We start from the raw sequence: 20,361 nt of genomic DNA, 5'->3' as shown, positions 1-20,361 counted from the left end.
GAATTATTTCCGCCGTCAAGGTGTACAACCTTTCGCCGTCGGTCCCTGTCGAACTGGCCAAACAAGCGAGAAGACAGAATTCCGGGGGGAATCCTTGTCCATGCCGATCCGTTGGCTTTGCGCTGCCCTGCGGGTGCGCGGGAAGACCGAGCTTTTCCTGGTGCTGCTGTTCGGCGCCGGTTTCGCGGCGCTGCCCGTCTTCGCTCTGCTGCCGTCCCTGTGGGGATTCGCCGCGGCGTCGGCGGTGACGTACCTCGCGGACGAGGTGCTGCACGCCCGCGCCCCCGGCTTCGTACGCCGGCTGGCGACGCTCCAGCTCAGCCGCACCATGCGGTTCGCCATCAGGACGGTGATGCTGCTCGCCCTGGCCGACCGGATGGACGCGCCGGACGCGGTGCTCATCGCCGCACTGGTCGTCTTCAGCGTCCACTTCGCGCTGGTGATGCTGTACTCGGCGCTGCACCGCGCCATCAGCATCCGGCGCGGCCTGCCGGTCGTCGTACGCAACCTCGACATGAGCGGGGCGGGCATCCCGCAGAGCCCGCCCGCCCTCCTCAACCGGCGCGTCCTGCGCAAGCTCCTCCACCTCGACCTGCCGGCCCACGCGGGGCTGCTGACCGCGCTGGCGACGGGGGAGCGGTACCCGGCGGGCATCGGCTACGCGCTGACGGCCGGCTTGTCCCTGGCGGCGGTACTGGCACTGCTCCGGCACTTCCGCGCGGCCCGCCGGACCCCCGGCCGGGACGAGGTGATCGCCGAGGTCAACCGGCAACTGGCCGGATACCGCCCCGAGGTGGCCCTGTACTTCAGCTTCGCCGCCGTCTCCCGGGACTTCATGTACCAGGTCAACATGTGGATCGAGACGCTGGAGCGGCTCGACCGCCGCCCGGTGATCATCCTTCGCGAGAAGGCCTCGTTCCGTCACCTCAGCCGCACCTGGATACCGGTCGTCTGCGTGCCCAAGGCCGACGACCTGGCCGAACTGGACCTGTCCGGCGTCCGCGTCGCGCTCTACCCCGGCAACGCCGGCAAGAACGTGCACATGCTGCGGATCGCCGAGGCCAAGCACGTCTTCATCGGCCATGGCGACAGCGACAAGCTCGCCAGCAGCAACCGGGTCAGCAAGGTCTACGACGAGATCTGGGTGGCCGGCCGGGCGGGCCGCGACCGCTACCAGCGCGTACGCCACGCCATCAGCGACGAGGCCATCGTCGAGGTGGGCCGCCCCCAGCTGTCCTCGATCCGCCTGCACGCCGACCACACGCCCGGCCCGCTGCCCGTCGTCCTGTACGCCCCCACCTGGGAGGGCTGGAGCGACGACGACTGCCACACGTCCCTGATCCCGATGGGCGTGCCCCTGATCGAGAAGCTCCTCGCCGAGAACGTCCGCGTCATCTACAAGCCCCACCCCCTCACCGGCAAGCGCTCGGCGGAGGCCGCCGCCGCCGACCAGGCCATCCGCGCCCTGCTGCGGGCCGACAACGAGCAGCGGGACGCCGAGCGGACGGAGGCCGCGGTGGCCGCGGCCACGCCCAGGCTCCAGGAGATCCAGGCCCGCCTCGACGAGCTGTCCGGCCGGGGCGAGGGCGACTACACCCAGCAGACCCGTGACGCCCGTATCCCCGACCGGAGCGGCGCCGACGAGTGGCAGGCCCTGCGCGCCGAGTGGCACCGCGTCTTCTGGGAGTCCCGCGGCCCCGTCCGCCACAACGTCATCCTCAAGCAGCTCCCCACCCTCTACGAGTGCTTCGACCAGGCCGACATCCTCATCAGCGACGTCTCCTCCGTGGTCGCCGATTTCGTCGCGAGCCTCAAGCCGTACGTCCTGACCAATGCCCACGATCTTCCCGACGAGGAATTCCGCGCCGCGTACACCACGGCGGGCGGCGCGTATCTCCTGGACCGCGACTGCGCCCGTCTGCCGGAAATTCTCGACGCGGTACGCGAGCCGCACCACGACCCGATGGCCGCGTCTCGTCGCACCCTGAAGGAATACGTTCTGGGTCCGGATCACCCGACCTCCATGGAGCGATTCAATGCGGCCGTCAACGCGCTGACCGAAAAGGCCGTACGCGATCTGCCGGAGCACCACGCGGACCCGGACCCGAGCCGCATGTTCCCGCAGCAACGCACCGCTTCGGATGCCCCTGCCTCCGCCTCTGCCGGGCTGCTGGACCTGGGCAGGGCGGGCAGCGCCTGAGTACGCCGACGGCCGGCGCGCTTGCATAAGCGGAACCCCGTTCCGTATGGTTCCGGAACGGGGTTCCGTTTGTTTTGCGATGCAAGGAGACACGGTCATGCAGTACCGCACCTTGGGCCGGACCGGTGTGCAGGTCAGCACCCTCGCGCTGGGCGCGATGAACTTCGGCGCGATCGGACGCACCACCCAGGACGAGGCCACCGCCCTCGTCGACGCCGCCCTGGAGGCGGGGATCAACCTCATCGACACCGCGGACATGTACAGCGACGGCGAGTCGGAGGTGATGGTCGGCAAGGCCATCGCCGGCCGCCGCGACGACATCGTGCTGGCCACGAAGGCGGGCATGCCGATGGGCGAGGAGCGCAACCACCAGGGCAGTTCGCGCCGCTGGCTGATCACCGAACTGGACAACAGCCTGCGCCGCCTCGGGGTGGACCACGTCGACCTCTACCAGATCCACCGCTGGGACCCGAGGACCAGCGACGAGGAGACACTCTCGGCCCTGACCGACCTGCAACGCGCGGGCAAGATCCGCTACTTCGGCTCCTCGACCTTCCCCGCACACCGCATCGTGCAGGCGCAGTGGGCCGCCCACGAGCATCATCTGAGCCGTTACGTCACCGAACAGCCCAGCTATTCGCTCCTCCAGCGCGGGATCGAGACCCACGTCCTGCCGGTGACCGAGCAGTACGGACTCGGTGTGCTGGTGTGGAGCCCACTGGCCTCGGGCTGGCTGTCGGGCGCGATCCGCGCGGGCCGGGACATCACCACCAGCCGCTCGGCCTTCATGCCGCAGCGCTTCGACACCACCATCCCCTCCAACCGCGCCAGGCTGGACGCCGTCGAGCAACTGGCCAAGGTCGCCGAAGAGGCCGGCCTGACCCTGATCCAGCTGGCCCTGGCCTTCGCGGCCACCCACCCCGCCGTGACCAGCGCCCTCATCGGCCCCCGCACCCTGGACCACCTGCACGCACAACTGGCCGCCGCCGACACCGTGCTCCCCGCCGACGTACTCGACGCGATCGACACGATCGTCACCCCCGGCACCGACCTGGCCCCCGACGAGAAGTTCGACACTCCACCCGCCCTACTGGACCCGTCCTTGCGCCGCCGCTGACCGCCCGCGGGGCAACGATGTCGCCACCGTGACCGGGCGCTCCCGGCCATTCATCGCGGAGACCAAGTACGACAGCCGCGGCCTGGCCGTCGAGGCCAACGCCGACTACAGCGACAGCAAGTCCGCGTCCGGCTCCCTCGCCACCATCACCTCCGCCGTCCCCGCCCAGACCCTCACCACCTACGACGGTGCGGGACGTCCCACAGCGGCCGACTTCTACGCGAACGGCACCAAGCGCTGGACCACCTCGACCGCGTACGGCGGTGACCGGACCACGGTCACCCCGCCCAAGGGCGGTATCGCCACCACGGCCCTGACCGACACCCTCGGCCGCACCACCGAGACCCGGCAGTACGACAACGGCACCCCGTCCGGCTCGTACACCTCCATCAAGTACTCCTACGACGCGAAGAGCCGGCTGAAGACGGTCGTCGACGACGACGGCAACACCTGGTCCTACGGCTACGACCTGATGGGCCGCAAGACCAGTTCCACGGACCCGGACACCGGCAGGACCACCACCGCCTACGACGAGTTGGACCAGGTCGCCTCCACCACGACCGCCGTGGGCACCTCCGAGGAGAAGACCCTCAGCTACTCGTACGACGTCCTCGGCCGCAGGACGGACATGTACGACGGCGCCACCAAGGACGCCGCCCACCAACTCGCCAAGTGGACGTACGACTCCGTCGCCAAGGGACGTCCGACCTCCTCGATCCGCTACGTCGGCGGCTCCGGAACCGACGGCAAGGCCTACAGCAGCCAGGTCGGCACCTACGACTCCCTGTACCGGCCGACGCTCACCCGCGTCACCATCCCCTCGGTCACCGGTGAAGAGGCACTCGCGGGCTCGTACACGTCGACGACCGGCTACAACCTGGACGGCACCGTCCAGTCCACCTCCGACCCGGCGGCCGGTGGCCTGCCCGGGGAGTCCCTGGAGGTGGGCTACAACGAGCTGAGCATGCCGACCACGCTCAAGGGCGCCACCGGCTACGTTCAGAACACCGAGTACACCAAGCTGAGCGACGTCAGCAAGATCACTCTGGGTGTCTCCGCCGCCGACACCGCCAAGTGGCTCCAGATCACGAACACCTACGAAGACGGCACCCGTCGCCTCAAGCGCGAACTGGTCGTGGACGACGCCCACACCGCGCCGGTCCAGGACACGTCGTACGACTACGACGACGCCGGCAACCCGACCAAGGCCGCCACCCACGCCGACGGCACCGACGACGTGCAGTGCTACCGCTACGACGGCCATGACCGTCTCACCCAGGCCTGGACCGCCACCGACGGCTGCTCGGCCGACCCGTCGACCGCCGTCCTCGGTGGCCCGGCACCGTACTGGCACACGTACGCCTACGACGACCTGGGCAACCGCACCACCCAGGTCGACCACGCGACGACCTCCGGCGGCGACGACACCACCACGACCTACCACTACCCGGCGAAGGGGGCCGCCCAGGCCCACACCCTGTCCTCGTCGACGTCCACCAAGGGCAGCACCACCACCACGAACTCCTACACCTACGACGCCTCGGGCAACACGCATACCCGGACCGTCGACGGCAAGACCCAGACCCTCGACTGGGACGACGAGAACCATCTCGCCAAGGCCACCAACGCCGACGGCACCTCGGTCTCCTACCTGTACGACGCCGACGGCAACCGACTGCTCTCCCGCGACGACTCCGGCACCACGCTCTACCTGGGCGACACCGAGGTCCACCTGGCCAAGGGCACCTCGACGACCACCGGCACGCGCTACTACACCTGGGCCGGCCAGACCGTCGCCGTCCGTACCAGCTCAGGCAGCCTGCAATGGCAGGTGAGTGACGCCCACAACACGGCCGAAACCGCCGTCGACGCCACCACCCAGACCGCGACCCGCCGCCGCCTCGACCCCTTCGGCAACCCCCGCGGTCCCCAGCCCGCTTCCAGCGCCTGGCCCGGCGACAAGGGCTTCGTCAACGGCATCCAGGACACCACCACCGGCCTCACCCACCTCGGGGCCCGTGAATACGACCCGACGATCGGCCGCTTCGTCTCCGACGATCCCGTTCTCGAACTCACCGACGCCCAGCAGATCGACGGATACACCTACGCAGGCGACAACCCCGTCACACACAGCGACCCCACCGGCCTGTCGATCGCGGAGGGGAACAACGGCGGCCTGATAGACACCGGCGGCACGGGCGGAACCAAGACCGTCCAGAACCGCGACCGAGCCCGCGCGGGAGGCGGCCTCAACCAGCCCAGCTTCAGTCCCGATGAGGGCGAAAGCTCCCACCACAGCTGCGGCTGGTCGCTTTCCTGCCACGTGTCCCACTTCGCGCATAAGGCGTACCACGTGATCCAGCGGCACCCCGTGATTGCGGCGGTCGTGGCTACCGCTGTGGTGGTGGGGGTGGTTGCCTGCGTCGCGGCAACAGCGGGTGGTTGTGGTGCCGTACTCGCGGCCGGGGCCGAGGGCTTCACCGCAGGTGCCGAAGCGGGCAGCCTGGGCGCTGCTGCGGTCGGCGCCTCCGTGGGAGTCATCGGTGAAGGCGGCGCGGTCATAGCCGGGACGGCGGGTATCGCCGGGGCCGGCGCGGCAGCCGTCGCCGAGGGAACAGAAACGGCTGCCGCGTCCAAGGCAGCAACCTCTTCCGGAGCCAAGGCGGCTGACCGCGCAGCCGAAGCAACCGCCAGTTCCGGAGCAGCCAAGGGCGGTACGCGCGCGGAGACCGCCGAGCCCAAGAGCGGCGCCAGTGCCTGCAATCACAGCTTCCTCCCGTCGACCAAGGTCCTCATGGCCGACGGCCACGAAAAGCAGATCAAGGACATCAAGAAGGGCGACAAGGTCCGGGCAACCGACCCGGAGACCGGAAAAACCAAGTCGCGCACCGTCGAGAAGCTGATCACCACCAAGCACGACAAGGACTTCGCCACCCTCACCATTCGGGACGGCGGCAAGTCCTCGAAGATCGTCGCCACGGTGACGCATCCCTTCTGGGTTACCTCGAAGCACTCGTGGATCGACGCCGGTGACATCACGGCTGGTATGAGCCTGCGGTCCGCGTCGGGTGCTGCTGTCACGGTTTCTTCCGTCGCGATCTGGCACCGGCAGCATCTGACTCACGACCTGACCGTTGACGTCACGCATACGTACTATGTGCTGGCGGGGGTCACGCCGGTCCTTGTCCACAACTGCAATACCACGCTCACAGCGCGCCAGGCGAGTCTGATACGCCCCGGCCCACACGCGGACGAATCCGTGCCCGCCACTGGCGCCGAGGTTACCGCCGAACAATCCGAGGCGATGCAGGGAATGCTGTGCCATTCCTGCGGTAGTACGGCAGAAGGCGAAACCATGGTTGGCGATCACCAACCTGCTACTGGGCTGAATCCCGAAGCTGATCAGCAGCTTTACCCGCAGTGTCCATCATGCAGTAATGACCAGTCCCGGGCGGTGTTGAGAGCGCAGAAGCTCATGCGTGACCACTTCAATATGCCCGACCCAAGAGCGGCAGGGTATTACGGTAGACTCATGTCGATCATTGACAGTCATATCGATGGATAGTTCTCGCTGGCCGGGGTGAGTCATGTATATCGGGGAAGCTCAAGTCTTGCTTAATCATCCTATGGTGATGATCGGTCCTACGGGGGAGATGGAGGATTTCGTCAATACTCCACTGTCCGGGCCAATGCCTCCAGGTGTTTCACACTTGGCGGTCCCGGCGCGCGCTCAGATTTCCACCGTTCTGGTGCGAGTGTGGAACGGCGCGCACCCGAATATCGGATCAGTGGTCTTCGATTCCTCTATGGAGCTTCCTGATGGCGCACTCGCAGTCTTCGACGTCGACAGGGTCAGTCGATTCGTGAGACATGTCGGGAAATCCGGAGTTCAACACTTGACGATTCGGGTGGACGACCCTGTGCGAGCCTCAAGGGTCGATCTCGTGGTGAATCGTGGCCCGGATAAGGCAAGTCTCAACAGAGTTCCCGGTTACGATCTCCCGGAAATTGATGGGTTGTCGGGTGAGCTCACTCCTGCCGACGCGCTGAGCCTCATTCTGGCTGGCACGAGCCTCCCTGAGGCTCGCCTGGTTACCGCGCTCGATCTGGTGATCTCCGAGGGTAATGCCGACGATTCTCCACGTTGTATGCGATTGAAATCATATCGCCTCCAGCGAATCATGGAATGGCTTAAAGATGCATACCCGGAAAATCGAAGTGAATTTTGGCTCGATTTGTTTGCCTTTATTCAAGCGCGGGTGGTGCGCGACAGTAGTCCCGTTGGTGAAGCGGCGGCAGTGTCAATTGCGCAGTCGGTGATCCATCAAGCAGAAAAATTTCATTGATCTCAAATTGTGCAGGAGTGATGGTGAGTAGTGAGGCAACGGTAAGCAGAGAGGGAGTGGAGGCTGTTCCCTCGATGGTTGCCAGAGCGATGGGGTGAGAGTGGTACAAGGGGCACCTGGCCAATATGGACCCCTTGCGGGGGCAGCGGCCTGACGGGGCGACGGTCGTGTATGTGCTCGATGAGAGTGCCGCTGCTTGTGCGGTAGGCAGGCCGGTGTTTCCGTTGCCGTCTCACGGGCGGAGGACCGTGGCGCGCCTGGTGGACACGGTCATAGCGTCCGTGTTCGCACTTTTCGGTTTCATGGCCGCAGCGGCCTCGACCGACGACGTCGCGATGTTGTTCGCCATCCCGGTGGGACTTTGCGCAGGCGGCCTGCTGTACTACCTCCCGCTCGTGCACTGGTGGGGGACCACGGTCGGCAAGCGGATGTGCGGGTTGAGAGTCGTGCGGCTGTGGTCGGACGGGACGCTTCCGCCGTCCTGGAAGGACACGTTCATCAGGGAGCTCGACCGGGGAGCCTTCATGGCGCTCCCGGTGCTGAACATCCTGGTCGGCGCGATCCTGCTGGCGCAGATGGCCAAGGACCGGGGGGCGTATCACCAGAGCAAGTCCGACCGCGCGGCCCGCACAGTTGTTGTGCGGTGGCCGGCGATTAGGGGATAGGCCCCATCCGGCATTTCGGTTTTGCATGATCTTTTGGTGCGTTTCAGGGGCTAGTCGCCAGTACTGGCGGTGACAGTCGATCCCAGCGGGCGGGGCCGTCCTGATCCGTGCCCCGTCGCAGCGCCTGAGGCATGTTGGCGATGTACCGTGTTCATGTATATCGCCAACAGGGAAGGGTTGATCAACGTGTCCGTGACTCAGATCGACCTCGACGACGAGGCGCTGGCCGAGGCCATGCGGCTCATGGGTACCACGACCAAGAAGGAAACCGTCAACGCCGCCCTGCGTGACTACGTGGCACGGATCAAGCGGCTGGAGGCTGCCGAGCGGCTGGCTGAGCGAGGAGCCAGGGGTGAGTTCGAGCAGGCCTCGGCCGCCTACGACGCGATGAAGCGGGCGCGGCGGGCGGCCTTCGAGTGATCACCTACCTGCTCGACACTTCGGCGCTTTGGCACTTGTTCCGGACCCCGGGAGCACTGGGGTCCTGGGAAAGCCACATCGCCGCCGGCATGTTCCACATCTGCGAGCCGACGCGCGTCGAGTTCCTGTACTCGGCCACCGGTCCGTCTCACCGGGACGAGCTGGCTGAGGATCTGGACGCGCTGTGCCGCCTCTCCCCGGTCCCGAAGAACGCCTGGCGCTGGGTGGACGCCGCCCAGTACAAGCTGACGCAGCAAGGTCAGCACCGCGCGGCCGGAGCCATCGACCTGCTTGTCTGCGCCACCGCGGTTCACCACGGGCACACCGTCCTCCACGTGGACAACGACTTCGTCACCGTGGCCGGGGTGCTCAAAGAGCTTCAGCAGAAGGACGCTCGTTCCAGGTGAACACCACGACGGACGTGACGAGCTGTCCAGGGACAGCTGCGTAACTTCGGCGCGGAGGATTACGACACCGCCCAAGGTGGGCGCGAAGTCGAGGTGAAAGGAGAGCTGGGATGCAGAAGGCGCGGCGTGCTGCGGGGACGGAGACGGGGTTGGATGTGCTCTTACGGTGGGCGCGGATCCGGCGGCGTACCTCCGAGGGAGACATCGAGGATTTCAAGAACGGCCAGGCACTTCAGGTTTTTGGCTTGACTACCAGCATCGGTGGGGCAGTCATGGTCACGGTCGGGAGAGGCAAGCAGATCGCGAGATCATGCCGACCGAGGTTGAGTCGCATGCCGGGTTCAATGGAGCCTGGACGCCGCTGGAGACGCCCGGACGGGAATGGGCGGCGTACGTTGAAGGGCAGGCCGGAGGTCTTGTGATCGAGGACCGCAAGAGGTGAGCGAACTGGTCACGCGGTTTGGCATGATCCGGTCCCAGGCCCTCCCGCCGGGGGAGTCCGCGAAGCTGATCGAGGGGATGACGAGCGCGCTATGAACACCGGGCATCTGACGTGGTTCAAGTCCAGTTACAGCGGCGACGCGGGTGGGCAGTGCCTCGAAGCCGCCCACGAACCCTCCGCCCCCACCGTCCACATCCGCGACTCGAAAGCCAACTCCCGCCTTACCCTCGCCTTCTCGGCGGACGAATGGACGACTTTCGTAAAGTTCGCCGCCCGGACGGCGGTAGAGTAATCGCGCCATCACGCTCCGTGCGCCAACACGGAGCGGCCCTCAGTGGTGCGCCAACACCGCTCTGAGGGCCTTCACCGACGAGTGGAATAGAGGTCCACCGCGATGCTCAAGCATGCTATCCCTCCCGCCCGGTTCTTCTCCCAGACCCCGAACGAGATCATCCGGCATCCCCGGCTGAACGGGACCGCCGTACGGCTTCTGCAATGGGCGCTGTCCCTCCCCGAGGGCTCACGCGAGACCGTCCAGAGCATCGGCGAGAAGATGCCGGAAGGGCGTCTCGCGGTGCGCAAGGCCCGGCGGCAGCTGGAAGAAGAGGGCTACCTCCATACCCGGCGGACGCAGGACCCGGAGACCGGCCGGTGGTCCACGCAAGTGCTCGTCTCCAACGTCGCGTTGACGACCGACGCCGAGATCGCCGCCGCCTTCAACGTCGTACGGGCTTCGAGTGACCAGGACCCGCCCGCCGGTGACGAGACCGGTCAGGCCGTCGGCGCATCCCCTGTCGGGGAGAACACCGAGGAGAACACCTCCAACCCGGCCGCCGCGGCCTTCCTGGTCCGGCTCGGCGATCACACGCCCGCCCTTCGGCTCGGTGCCCGTGAGGTCGAGCGGCTCGCACCTCTCGCCGCGCGCTGGCTCGCTACGGCCGGTGCCACGGAGGCCGAGCTCCGGCATGCTCTGACCGCGGACCTGCCCCGGCCCGTACGGGCCCCGGCCGCGCTCCTCGCGTACCGCCTGGAGAGCCGCACCCCCGCGCCACGCACGCCGGTCGAGCGGCTGGTCGAGTGCGGCGAGTGCCGGGATCCGCTGCCCCGGGGTGTGGGGACGGGCATCTGTCGCCGTTGCGTGGGACTGGTCCCGTCGCCCCCTACCGCGCAGGCCCCGGCCGCACTCCACGGCATCGCCCTCGTCCGCGCCGCGCTCACAGGTTGCTCGTAGGTGGCTCACTGATCTCGCTGAGCGGGGCGCCCTAGCGTCAGGGGTACGTACTGACCGAAGGTGGGGATCAAGATGAGCAGCGAGATGAAGAAGAGTGCCTGGACCGTCGTCTGCGCCGTTGCCGCGGTCGTCCTGGGTCCGGCCGCCGTCACCGCTTCCGCGCTGGAGCAGGCCAACGCGGCGCCGATGCACCACACGGTGCGGGCCGAGCCGGCGCAGGCGTACATCCCGGCGGACAGTACCGGCCGGCGCCGCGCCGCCGCGTGAGCCTCACTCCTTGAAGCGGGCCCACAGACGCGGATACCGCTCGGCGAGGGCCGACTCGTTCTCGAAGTCGACCGGGGTGCCCTCCGGCTCCGCCGGTGCCGGGGCGATGCCCAGGTCGGGGGCCACCGTGCCGGTGAGCTGCTCGTACGCCTCGTCCGCCGCGTAGCCCAGTTCCTCGCCGTCGCCGTCGATCTCCTCGTCGAAGTCGTCCAGGAGCTCGGCCAGGGAGTCAGGGACGTGCACCGCGCCCTCGTAGATCTCGCGGCCCTGGCCGATCAGCCAGCAGCGGAAGAAGTCGAAGGCGTCGTCGCTCGCCCCGTCCAGGAGCACCCAGGCGGCGCCCCACAGGTCCCAGGTGTACGCGCGGTTGTAGCGGGCCTCGAAGTGACGGGCGAAGTCCAGGATCATGTCCGGGTCAAGCTGGAGAAGCCGGTCCACGAGCACGTCGGCCTGCTCCTCGGGATCGCCCTCGGCGGCCTCACGGGTGGCGTCCACCAGCTCCCAGAACTCCATCTCGTCCATCACGGGTCCAGCATCGGCCCTCGGGCACAGGGGCGCACGTGGAGTGCGGCGGATCGTTATGCGGAGGGGTACAGCTCGGCCAGCCGCCTCGCGTCCCGCGCGAAGGCCGCCCGCAGCGACTGAGGCGCCAGCACCTCCACCTCCGGGCCGAGCCCGGTGAGCTGGCTGTGCGCGACCTCCTCGGACTCCACCCGCAGGGTCAGGGTCACCCATCCGTCGTCGCCCGCCTCGCCCGCCGCCCGTATCGCGTCCCGCGCGGACACCGGATCGACCGCCCACGGCAGCTTCCGCACCCCCTCCGCCGTCAGCCGGACCACCACCTCCGCCCGCAGGATCGAACGGGCGAAGCCCTCCGCCCGCTCCGCCCAGTGGCCCGGCAGGTCGAAGTCCTCGTCCCGGTGGAAGCGGGTCGGCGAGACGTCCACGGCGGTGAAGCGGTCCATGCGGTACGTCCGGAAGGCGCCCGCCTCCGGGACCCGCGCGCACAGGTACCAGACCCCCGCCTTCAGCACCAGCCCGTACGGCTCCAGCTCCCGCTCCGCCTCCGAAGTACCGTCCCGCCGGTAGCGGGCGGTCACGCAGCGGTCGTCCCACACCGCCTGGGCCACCGCGGGCAGCAGCGCGGGTGTCTCCGGCTCACGGAACCAGGCCGGCGCGTCCAGGTGGAAGCGCTGGGCCGCGGTGCGCGGGGCGTCACGGAAGGCGGGGAGCAGGGCCGCGGACACCTTCAGATGGGCCGCCGAGGCCACGTCCTCCAGGCCCATCTCGCGCAGCGCCCCGGGCACCCCGGACAGGAACAGCGCCTCCGCCTCGGTGCGGGCGAGGCCGGTCAGCCGGGTCCGGTAGCCGCCGATCAGCCGGTAGCCCCCGGCCCGGCCCCGGTCCGCGTACACCGGCACGCCCGCCTCCGACAGCGCCTGCGCGTCCCGGGTGACCGTGCGCTCCGACACCTCCAGCTCGCGCGCGAGTTCCGCGGCGGTCATGGAGGGACGGGACTGGAGCAGGAGCACCATCTTGATCAGGCGGGCGGCGCGCATGCGTTCATGATGCCGGGGGCCACTGACAATGAGCATCGACGACGAAGGGGCACGGCGATCACGCCGTGCCCCTTCCAGCAGCCAGGGACTATTACAGGCCGTACTTCTCCCGCGCTTCCTTCACCGCCGTGGCCTTGACCTCGCCGCGCTTGGCGAGCTGGGCCAGGGCCGCGACGACGATCGACTCCGCGTCGACGCCGAAGTGACGGCGGGCCGCGTCACGGGTGTCCGAGAGGCCGAAGCCGTCGGCGCCCAGCGAGGACCAGTCCTGCTCGACCCACTGCGCGATCTGGTCGGGGACCTGGCGCATGTAGTCGGAGACCGCGAGCACCGGGCCCTCGGCGCCGTGCAGCGCCTGGCGGAGGTACGGCACCCGCTCCTCGCCGCGCAGCAGGGCCGCGTCGGCCTCCAGCGCGTCGCGGCGCAGCTCCGTCCAGGAGGTGGCCGACCAGACGTCGGCCGCCACGCCCCACTCCTCGGCGAGCAGCCGCTGCGCCTTGAGCGTCCAGTGGATCGCCGTGCCGGAGCCCAGCAGCTGGATGCGCGGGGCGTTGGCGGGCGGGGTGATGCCCGCCGACTCCGCCGTGTTGAAGCGGTACAGGCCCTTGACGATGCCCTCGTCGATGCCGAGGCCCGACGGCTTGGCGGGCTGCGGCAGCGGCTCGTTGTAGACGGTCAGGTAGTAGAAGACGTTCTGGTCCTCACCCGGGGCCGCCTCGCCGTACATCCGGCGCAGACCGTCCTTGACGATCGCCGCGACCTCGTACGCGAACGCCGGGTCGTACGTCAGCGCCGCCGGGTTCGTCGCCGCGATCACCGGGGAGTGGCCGTCGGCGTGCTGGAGGCCCTCGCCCGTCAGCGTCGTACGGCCCGCCGTGGCGCCGACGAGGAAGCCGCGGCCGAGCTGGTCGCCGAGCTGCCACATCTGGTCGGCCGTGCGCTGCCAGCCGAACATCGAGTAGAAGATGTAGAACGGGATCATCGCCTCGCCGTGCGTCGCGTACGCGGTCGACGCGGCGATGAAGTCGGCCATCGAACCGGCCTCGGTGATCCCCTCGTTGAGGATCTGGCCGTTCTTGGCCTCCTTGTAGTACATCAGCTGGTCGCGGTCGACCGGCTCGTACGTCTGGCCCTTCGGCGAGTAGATGCCGAGGGACGGGAAGAGGCTCTCCATGCCGAAGGTGCGCGCCTCGTCGGGGACGATCGGCACCCAGCGCCTGCCCGTCTCCTTGTCACGGACCAGGTCCTTGATGAGGCGGACGAAGGCCATGGTGGTGGCCACGTTCTGGGAGCCGGAGCCCTTGTCGAAGGAGGCGAAGGCCTTCTCGGCGGGGGCGGGCAGCGGGGCCGGCGCATGGGTGCGGCGGGCCGGGGCCGGGCCGCCGAGGGCCGCGCGGCGCTCCTGGAGGTAGCGGACCTCGGGGGAGTCGGCGCCCGGGTGGCCGTAGGGGACCACGCCGTCGGCGAAGTCGCTGTCCTTGATCGGCAGTTCGAGCAGGTCGCGCATCGCCTTGAACTCGTCCACCGACAGCTTCTTCATCTGGTGGTTGGCGTTCTTCGAGGCGAAGCCCTGGCCGAGGGTGTGGCCCTTGACCGTCTGGGCCAGGATCACGGTCGGCGCGCCCTTGTGCTCGACGGCGGCCTTGTACGCGGCGTAGACCTTGCGGGCCTCGTGACCACCGCGCGAGAGGTGGAAACACTCGAGGATCTTGTCGTCGCTGAGCAGCTTCGCCATCTCCGCGAGCGCCGGGTCGGCGCCGAAGAAGTCCTGGCGGATGTAGGCGGCGTCGCGGGTCTGGTACGTCTGGACCTGCGCGTCCGGTACCTGGCGCAGGCGGCGTACGAGCGCACCCGTGGTGTCGAGCTGGAACAGCTCGTCCCAGGCGGAGCCCCACAGCGTCTTGATGACGTTCCAGCCGGCGCCGCGGAACTGGGCCTCCAGCTCCTGCACGATCTTGAAGTTGGCACGGACCGGGCCGTCGAGGCGCTGGAGGTTGCAGTTGATGACGAAGGTGAGGTTGTCCAGCTCCTCACGGGCGGCGAGCGCGATGGCCGCCGTCGACTCCGGCTCGTCCATCTCGCCGTCGCCGAGGAAGGCCCAGACGTGGGACGCGGAGACGTCCTTGATGGCGCGGCTGGTGAGGTAGCGGTTGAAGCGGGCCTGGTAGATCGCGGAGAGCGGGCCGAGGCCCATCGACACCGTCGGGAACTCCCACAGCCAGGGCAGGCGGCGCGGGTGCGGGTAGGAGGGCAGGCCGTTGCCGCCGGCCTCCTGGCGGAAGTTGTCGAGGTGCGCCTCGTTCAGCCGACCGTCGAGGAAGGCGCGGGCGTAGATGCCGGGGGAGGCGTGGCCCTGGATGTAGAGCTGGTCGCCCGAGCCGTCGGCCTCCTTGCCCTTGAAGAAGTGGTTGAAGCCGGTCTCGTACAGCCAGGCCGCGGAGGCGAAGGTGGCGATGTGGCCGCCGACGCCGTGCTTGCTGCCCCGGGTGACCATCGCGGCCGCGTTCCAGCGGTTCCACGCGGTGATCCGGGCCTCCAGCTCCGGGTCGCCGGGCAGGCCCGGCTCGGCGGAGGTGGGGATGGTGTTGACGTAGTCGGTCTCGAGGAGCTTCGGCAGCGCGATGCCGCCCGCCTCGGCGCGCTCCAGCGTGCGCCGCATCAGGTACGCGGCGCGGTGCGGCCCGGCCTCCTTGGCGACGGCGTCCAGGGAGGCCTGCCATTCGGCGGTCTCCTCCGGGTCGCGGTCCGGGAGCTGGTCGAGCGCGCTCGGCTGGATGGCGTTGGGGTCGGTCATGTCGCCGCCTTCCTCAGTCGAAGGGGGTTCCCTCATCGGTAAGGGTTCGGGGTTGCCCTTGGTCTTTGGCAGGACAGGGCGAAGGACCCCGGTAGAGGTCCGTCGGTGACTTTAACTCCCTGATCGATGATCGATCAAAGGGTTGAGGGGCAAAACCTCTTGATTTCGAGAAAGTCGGCACGGGGTGCCTCCGGCGAGGGCACCGAGTGTCGTGATCGGGCGGAGTTTTCGCAGGTCGGGCGGCGTTTGAGCGGGTGAGTGCTCTGCTGTTCGGCAGGGCTCAGGCGCGTGGCGCGTGGGCCGAGGCGTGGGGCTTCGCCTGTTCCGTGATGCGGGGGTTGTGGCGCGGGGCGGTGGGGTTTGGGCGGGGGGTGTTTCGTGGTGCGGGAGGAGGTCAGGCGCGTGGCGCGCGGGCCAGGCGTGGGGCTCAGCCTGTTCCGTGATGCGGGGGGCGCGCGGGGCCCGGCGTTCGGGCCGCGGGTGTTTCGTGGTGCGGGAGGAGGTCAGGCACGCGGCGCGCAGCCCAGGACGTGGGCCTTCACCAGCTCCGCGATCCGCGGATCCCGGCGCTTGAAGGCCTGCACCAGCTCCTCGTGCTCCTCCGCGTACGACTGCTGGACCGTGCCCAGCCAGCGGATGGACAGGGCGGTGAAGACCTCGATGCCGAGCCCTTCCCAGGTGTGCAGCAGCACCGAGTTGCCGGCCGCGCGGACCAGTTCGCGGTGGAAGGCCACCGTGTGCCGCACCTGGCCCGTGCCGTCGGCGTCGCGGTCGGCCTCGTACAGGGCCAGTACGTGCGGCTCCAGGGCCGAGCAGTCCTCCGCGAGGCGGTCGGCCGCCAGTTCCGCCGCGATGGCCTCCAGGCCGGCTCGGACGGGGTAGCTCTCCTCCAGGTCGGCCGCGGTCAGGTTCCGTACGCGTACGCCCTTGTTCGGCGCGGACTCGATCAGGCGCAGGGACTCCAGCTCCCGCAGCGCCTCGCGTACGGGGGTCTGGCTCACCTCCAGCTCGGTGGCGATCCGGCGCTCCACGATGCGCTCGCCCGGCTGCCAGCGCCCGCTGACGATTCCCTCCACGATGTGCTCGCGGATCTGCTCGCGCAGCGAGTGGACGACGGGCGCGGTCATGGGGGCTCCTTAGGGAGGGGCCGTGCTGCGGCCCCCGGGGGGCTTTGACGTTTAGACAATACGGCGGGTTCGCTCCGCGGGAGGGGCGCACGGGGGCGCTTTTGTGCAGGTGAGACGAGCCTTACACGGTGAGCGCCCCGAGAAGCACGAACACCCCGCCCGGAAGGATCCGGACGGGGTGCGGTGCTGCCTGAGCAGGAGACTCAGAGGCCGAGCTCGACCTCGAACTCGCCCGCCTCCAGGATCGCCTTGACCGCCGTCAGGTAACGGGCCGCGTCGGCGCCGTCGACCAGGCGGTGGTCGTAGGAGAGGGTCAGGTAGGTCATGTCGCGGACGCCGATGACCGTGCCCTCCTCGGTCTCGATGACGGCCGGACGCTTGACCGTGGCACCGATGCCGAGGATCGCGACCTGGCCCGGCGGCACGATGATCGTGTCGAACAGGGCGCCGCGCGAACCGGTGTTGGAGATGGTGAAGGTCGCGCCGGACAGCTCGTCCGGGGTGATCTTGTTGGCCCGGACCTTGCCCGCGAGCTCGGCCGTGGCCTTGGCGATACCGGCGATGTTGAGGTCGCCCGCGTGCTTGATGACCGGGGTCATCAGGCCCTTCTCGGAGTCCACCGCGATCCCGACGTTCTCGGAGTCGAAGTAGGTGATCGTGCCCTCGGCCTCGTTGATCTTGGCGTTGATGACCGGGTGGGCCTTCAGCGCCTGGGCCGCCGCCTTCACGAAGAACGGCATCGGGGAGAGCTTGACGCCCTCGCGCGCGGCGAAGGAGTCCTTGGCCTGGGTGCGCAGCCGCATCAGGCGGGTGACGTCGACCTCGACGACCGACGACAGCTGGGCCTGCTCGTGCAGCGCCTTGACCATGTTGTCGCCGATGACCTTGCGGATGCGGGGCATCTTGACGGTCTGGCCGCGCAGCGGGGAGACCTCCAGCGCCGGGGCCTTCTTGGCCGGAGCGGCGGCCGCGGCCGGAGCCGGGGCAGCGGCGGCGGCCTTCGCGGCCTCGGCGGCGGCGATGACGTCCTGCTTGCGGATGCGGCCGCCGACGCCGGTGCCCTTGACGGTGGACAGGTCGACGCCGTTCTCGGCGGCGAGCTTGCGCACCAGCGGGGTGACGTACGCGCCCTCGTCGGTCGCCTGGGTGGCGGTCGGAGAGGTCGGCGCGGTGGCCGGCGTGACCGGGGCCGGGGCGGGCACCGGAGCGGACGGCACCGGCTCGGGGGCCGGGGTGGTCACCTGCTGCGGGGCCGGAACCGTGGGCGCCTGCGGGGCCGGAGCGGGCGCGGGCGCCGGAGCAGCGGGGGCGGCGGGCGCGGCCGGGGCGGGAGCCGGGGCCGGGGCGGCGGCGGGCGCCGGGGCGGCCGGAGCCGGAGCGGCGGCCGGGGCGGCACCCGGGGCGCCGATGACGGCGAGCTTGGCGCCGACCTCGGCGGTCTCGTCCTCGCCGACCACGATCTCCAGCAGCACACCGGAGGTGGGCGCCGGGATCTCGGTGTCGACCTTGTCCGTGGAGACCTCGAGCAGCGGCTCGTCGGCCTCGACGGACTCGCCGACCTCCTTCAGCCAGCGGGTGACGGTGCCCTCGGTGACGGACTCACCGAGCGCGGGCAGGACCACGTCCGTGCCCTGGGCGCCGGAGGCACCGGCGGCGGCCTCGGCGGTCGGGGCCGGGGCCGGGGCGGCCTGCTCGGTGGAGGGGGCGACCGGGGTCTGGGCGGCCGGGGCGGCCGTGGGGGTCGGCGCGGGGGCCGGGGCGGCCTCGGCGGCGGGGGCCGGGGCAGCCGCGGGGGCTCCGGTGCCGTCGTCGATGACGGCCAGCTCGGCGCCCACCTCGACGGTCTCGTCCTCGGCGACCTTGATGGAGGCCAGCACACCGGCGGCGGGCGAGGGGATCTCGGTGTCGACCTTGTCGGTCGAGACCTCGAGCAGCGGCTCGTCGGCCTCGACGCGTTCGCCCTCGGCCTTCAGCCAGCGGGTGACAGTGCCCTCGGTGACGCTCTCGCCGAGCGCCGGAAGGGTTACGGAAACCGCCATGGTTTCGGTTGCTCCTTACGAGTTGCGGAAGTCTGTGTCGTCGCTTCGACGTGTTTCGACCGAGGGTCAGTCGTGCGAGTGCAGGGGCTTGCCCGCGAGGGCCAGGTGGGCCTCGCCGAGCGCCTCGTTCTGCGTCGGGTGGGCGTGGATGAGCTGCGCGACCTCGGCCGGCAGCGCCTCCCAGTTGTAGATCAGCTGGGCCTCGCCGACCTGCTCGCCCATGCGGTCGCCGACCATGTGGACGCCGACCACCGCGCCGTCCTTCACCTGGACGAGCTTGATCTCGCCCGAGGTGTTCAGGATCTTGCTCTTGCCGTTGCCCGCCAGGTTGTACTTCAGAGCGACGACCTTGTCCGCGCCGTAGATCTCCTTGGCCTTGGCCTCGGTGATACCGACGGAGGCGACCTCCGGGTGGCAGTACGTCACCCGCGGGACACCGTCGTAGTCGATCGGAACGGCCTTCAGACCGGCCAGACGCTCCGCCACCAGGATGCCCTCGGCGAAGCCGACGTGCGCGAGCTGGAGCGTGGGGACCAGGTCACCGACGGCGGAGATGGTCGGGACGTTCGTCCGCATGTACTCGTCGACCAGGACGTAACCGCGGTCCATCGCGACGCCCTGCTCCTCGTAGCCCAGGCCCTGCGAGACCGGGCCGCGGCCCACGGCGACGAGGAGGACCTCCGCCTCGAACTCCTTGCCGTCGGCGAGGGTGACCTTGACGCCGTCCTGCGTGTACTCGGCCTTCTGGAAGAAGGTGCCGAGGTTGAACTTGATGCCGCGCTTGCGGAAGGCGCGCTCAAGAAGCTTGGAGGAGTTCTCGTCCTCGACCGGGACGAGGTGCTTCAGGCCCTCGATGACCGTGACGTCCGAGCCGAAGGACTTCCACGCCGAGGCGAACTCGACGCCGATGACACCGCCGCCCAGGATGATCGCGGACTTGGGCACGCGGTCCAGGACGAGGGCGTGGTCGGAGGAGATGATCCGGTTGCCGTCGATCTCCAGGCCCGGCAGCGACTTCGGCACGGAGCCGGTCGCCAGCAGGACGTGACGGCCCTGGATGCGCTGGCCGCCCACGTCGACGGAGGTCGGGGAGGACAGCCGGCCCTCACCCTCGATGTAGGTCACCTTGCGGGAGGCGATCAGGCCCTGGAGTCCCTTGTACAGGCCGGAGATGACACCGTCCTTGTACTTGTGGACGGCGGGGACGTCGATGCCCTCGAAGGTGGCCTTGACGCCGAACTGCTCGCTCTCGCGGGCCTGGTCGGCGATCTCGCCCGCGTGCAGCAGGGCCTTGGTGGGGATGCAACCCCGGTGCAGGCAGGTGCCGCCGACCTTGTCCTTCTCGATCAGGGCGACGTCCAGGCCCAGCTGCGCCCCGCGCAGGGCCGCGGCGTAACCGCCACTGCCACCGCCGAGGATCACTAGGTCGAAAACGGTGCTGGCGTCGTTCGCCACGTCACGTCCTCCATGCATTGCGCCGTACGCCGGTCTGCGTCGACCGGGCGGCGGCTGGTGTCCGGCCGCTCTTTCTTCGGCCCTGTGGTGGGGGCCCTGTCCTGCCGTGCCCCATCTTCGCACTTGTCGCTTGAGTTCGAGACGCGGGGCCGGTGTGTGAGACGTCCCACGTTCAGATGTGCAAGGGGGTGTGGGGGGGGGGCCGGCGCCCCCCCCCCCCCCCCCCCCCCCCCCCCCCCCCCCCCCCCCCCCCGCCCCCCACGGAGAACGACACCCAGCACAAAACACAACA

Annotated in this window: 16 protein-coding genes; 10 read left to right on the top strand and 6 right to left on the bottom strand. The window is 69.2% G+C overall.

Annotated elements, in window-relative coordinates; genetic code table 11:
• Positions 1–100 precede the first annotated feature (100 nt).
• The 10 genes from ABZ915_RS31375 to ABZ915_RS31330 all read left to right on the top strand — a co-directional run bounded on the left by ABZ915_RS31375 (position 101) and on the right by ABZ915_RS31330 (position 11,095).
• Positions 101–2,200, top strand: a complete 2,100-nt coding sequence (locus tag ABZ915_RS31375) for a hypothetical protein (protein ID WP_361810223.1) — start codon at positions 101–103, stop codon at positions 2,198–2,200.
• A gap of 97 nt (positions 2,201–2,297) precedes the next feature.
• Positions 2,298–3,317, top strand: coding sequence for an aldo/keto reductase (locus ABZ915_RS31370; RefSeq protein WP_361810221.1), 1,020 nt, complete (start codon positions 2,298–2,300; stop codon positions 3,315–3,317).
• 28 nt (positions 3,318–3,345) lie between these two features.
• Positions 3,346–6,882, top strand: coding sequence for a polymorphic toxin-type HINT domain-containing protein (locus ABZ915_RS31365; RefSeq protein ID WP_361810219.1), 3,537 nt, complete (start codon positions 3,346–3,348; stop codon positions 6,880–6,882).
• Positions 6,883–6,943: 61 nt separating this feature from the next.
• Positions 6,944–7,663 carry a hypothetical protein gene (locus ABZ915_RS31360; protein WP_361810217.1) on the top strand — a complete coding sequence of 240 codons (720 nt, stop codon included), beginning with the start codon at positions 6,944–6,946 and terminating at the stop codon, positions 7,661–7,663.
• A gap of 125 nt (positions 7,664–7,788) precedes the next feature.
• On the top strand, positions 7,789–8,328 hold the full coding sequence (locus ABZ915_RS31355; protein WP_361810215.1) for an RDD family protein: 540 nt from the start codon (positions 7,789–7,791) through the stop codon (positions 8,326–8,328).
• Positions 8,329–8,514: 186 nt separating this feature from the next.
• Positions 8,515–8,748: a type II toxin-antitoxin system VapB family antitoxin gene (locus tag ABZ915_RS31350; protein WP_361810213.1), complete on the top strand. Its 234-nt coding sequence runs from the start codon at positions 8,515–8,517 to the stop codon at positions 8,746–8,748.
• Positions 8,745–9,155: a PIN domain nuclease gene (locus tag ABZ915_RS31345; RefSeq protein ID WP_361810211.1), complete on the top strand. Its 411-nt coding sequence runs from the start codon at positions 8,745–8,747 to the stop codon at positions 9,153–9,155. Before ABZ915_RS31350 ends, ABZ915_RS31345 begins: the two co-directional genes overlap by 4 nt.
• A 533-nt stretch (positions 9,156–9,688) precedes the next feature.
• Positions 9,689–9,889, top strand: coding sequence for a DUF397 domain-containing protein (locus ABZ915_RS31340; RefSeq protein WP_361810209.1), 201 nt, complete (start codon positions 9,689–9,691; stop codon positions 9,887–9,889).
• 102 nt (positions 9,890–9,991) lie between these two features.
• Positions 9,992–10,828, top strand: a complete 837-nt coding sequence (locus ABZ915_RS31335; RefSeq protein ID WP_361810207.1) for a hypothetical protein — start codon at positions 9,992–9,994, stop codon at positions 10,826–10,828.
• A gap of 72 nt (positions 10,829–10,900) precedes the next feature.
• Positions 10,901–11,095, top strand: coding sequence for a hypothetical protein (locus ABZ915_RS31330; RefSeq protein WP_361810205.1), 195 nt, complete (start codon positions 10,901–10,903; stop codon positions 11,093–11,095).
• A 3-nt stretch (positions 11,096–11,098) separates the two neighbouring features.
• Here the strand turns inward: ABZ915_RS31330 and ABZ915_RS31325 are convergent, their stop codons facing one another.
• The 6 genes from ABZ915_RS31325 to lpdA all read right to left on the bottom strand — a co-directional run bounded on the left by ABZ915_RS31325 (position 11,099) and on the right by lpdA (position 20,069).
• Positions 11,099–11,617, bottom strand: coding sequence for a DUF4240 domain-containing protein (locus ABZ915_RS31325; protein WP_361810646.1), 519 nt, complete (start codon positions 11,615–11,617; stop codon positions 11,099–11,101).
• A 56-nt stretch (positions 11,618–11,673) separates the two neighbouring features.
• Positions 11,674–12,654, bottom strand: a complete 981-nt coding sequence (locus ABZ915_RS31320; RefSeq protein WP_361810203.1) for a WYL domain-containing protein — start codon at positions 12,652–12,654, stop codon at positions 11,674–11,676.
• Positions 12,655–12,745: 91 nt separating this feature from the next.
• Positions 12,746–15,448 (bottom strand): pyruvate dehydrogenase (acetyl-transferring), homodimeric type, encoded by a 2,703-nt coding sequence (aceE, locus tag ABZ915_RS31315; RefSeq protein ID WP_361810202.1) that lies wholly within the window; start codon positions 15,446–15,448, stop codon positions 12,746–12,748.
• Between the two features lie 503 nt (positions 15,449–15,951).
• Positions 15,952–16,575, bottom strand: coding sequence for a GntR family transcriptional regulator (locus tag ABZ915_RS31310; RefSeq protein ID WP_361810200.1), 624 nt, complete (start codon positions 16,573–16,575; stop codon positions 15,952–15,954).
• 203 nt (positions 16,576–16,778) lie between these two features.
• Positions 16,779–18,614 (bottom strand): 2-oxoglutarate dehydrogenase, E2 component, dihydrolipoamide succinyltransferase, encoded by a 1,836-nt coding sequence (gene sucB / locus ABZ915_RS31305; RefSeq protein WP_361810198.1) that lies wholly within the window; start codon positions 18,612–18,614, stop codon positions 16,779–16,781.
• A gap of 66 nt (positions 18,615–18,680) precedes the next feature.
• A complete protein-coding gene (gene lpdA / locus ABZ915_RS31300) occupies positions 18,681–20,069 on the bottom strand; it encodes a dihydrolipoyl dehydrogenase (RefSeq protein ID WP_361810196.1) in 1,389 nt (462 codons plus the stop codon).
• Between the last annotated feature and the right edge of the window lie 292 nt (positions 20,070–20,361).

Source organism: Streptomyces sp. NPDC046915, from assembly GCF_040644935.1.
Taxonomy (GTDB): Bacteria; Actinomycetota; Actinomycetes; order Streptomycetales; family Streptomycetaceae; genus Streptomyces.
Note: the sequence above shows the minus strand (reverse complement) of the source record. Positions and strands in the feature narration are given on the sequence as shown.

Excerpts from the sequence above, each read along its gene's own strand:
- sucB (WP_361810198.1), bottom strand. The coding sequence starts at position 18,614 with ATGGCGGTTTCCGTAACCCTTCCGGCGCTCGGCGAGAGCGTCACCGAG.
- ABZ915_RS31330 (WP_361810205.1), top strand. The coding sequence starts at position 10,901 with ATGAGCAGCGAGATGAAGAAGAGTGCCTGGACCGTCGTCTGCGCCGTT.
- ABZ915_RS31325 (WP_361810646.1), bottom strand. The coding sequence starts at position 11,617 with ATGGACGAGATGGAGTTCTGGGAGCTGGTGGACGCCACCCGTGAGGCC.
- ABZ915_RS31375 (WP_361810223.1), top strand. The coding sequence starts at position 101 with ATGCCGATCCGTTGGCTTTGCGCTGCCCTGCGGGTGCGCGGGAAGACC.
- ABZ915_RS31340 (WP_361810209.1), top strand. The coding sequence starts at position 9,689 with ATGAACACCGGGCATCTGACGTGGTTCAAGTCCAGTTACAGCGGCGAC.
- ABZ915_RS31355 (WP_361810215.1), top strand. The coding sequence starts at position 7,789 with ATGGACCCCTTGCGGGGGCAGCGGCCTGACGGGGCGACGGTCGTGTAT.
- ABZ915_RS31360 (WP_361810217.1), top strand. The coding sequence starts at position 6,944 with ATGGTGATGATCGGTCCTACGGGGGAGATGGAGGATTTCGTCAATACT.
- ABZ915_RS31320 (WP_361810203.1), bottom strand. The coding sequence starts at position 12,654 with ATGCGCGCCGCCCGCCTGATCAAGATGGTGCTCCTGCTCCAGTCCCGT.
- ABZ915_RS31310 (WP_361810200.1), bottom strand. The coding sequence starts at position 16,575 with ATGACCGCGCCCGTCGTCCACTCGCTGCGCGAGCAGATCCGCGAGCAC.
- ABZ915_RS31370 (WP_361810221.1), top strand. The coding sequence starts at position 2,298 with ATGCAGTACCGCACCTTGGGCCGGACCGGTGTGCAGGTCAGCACCCTC.
- ABZ915_RS31335 (WP_361810207.1), top strand. The coding sequence starts at position 9,992 with ATGCTCAAGCATGCTATCCCTCCCGCCCGGTTCTTCTCCCAGACCCCG.
- aceE (WP_361810202.1), bottom strand. The coding sequence starts at position 15,448 with ATGACCGACCCCAACGCCATCCAGCCGAGCGCGCTCGACCAGCTCCCG.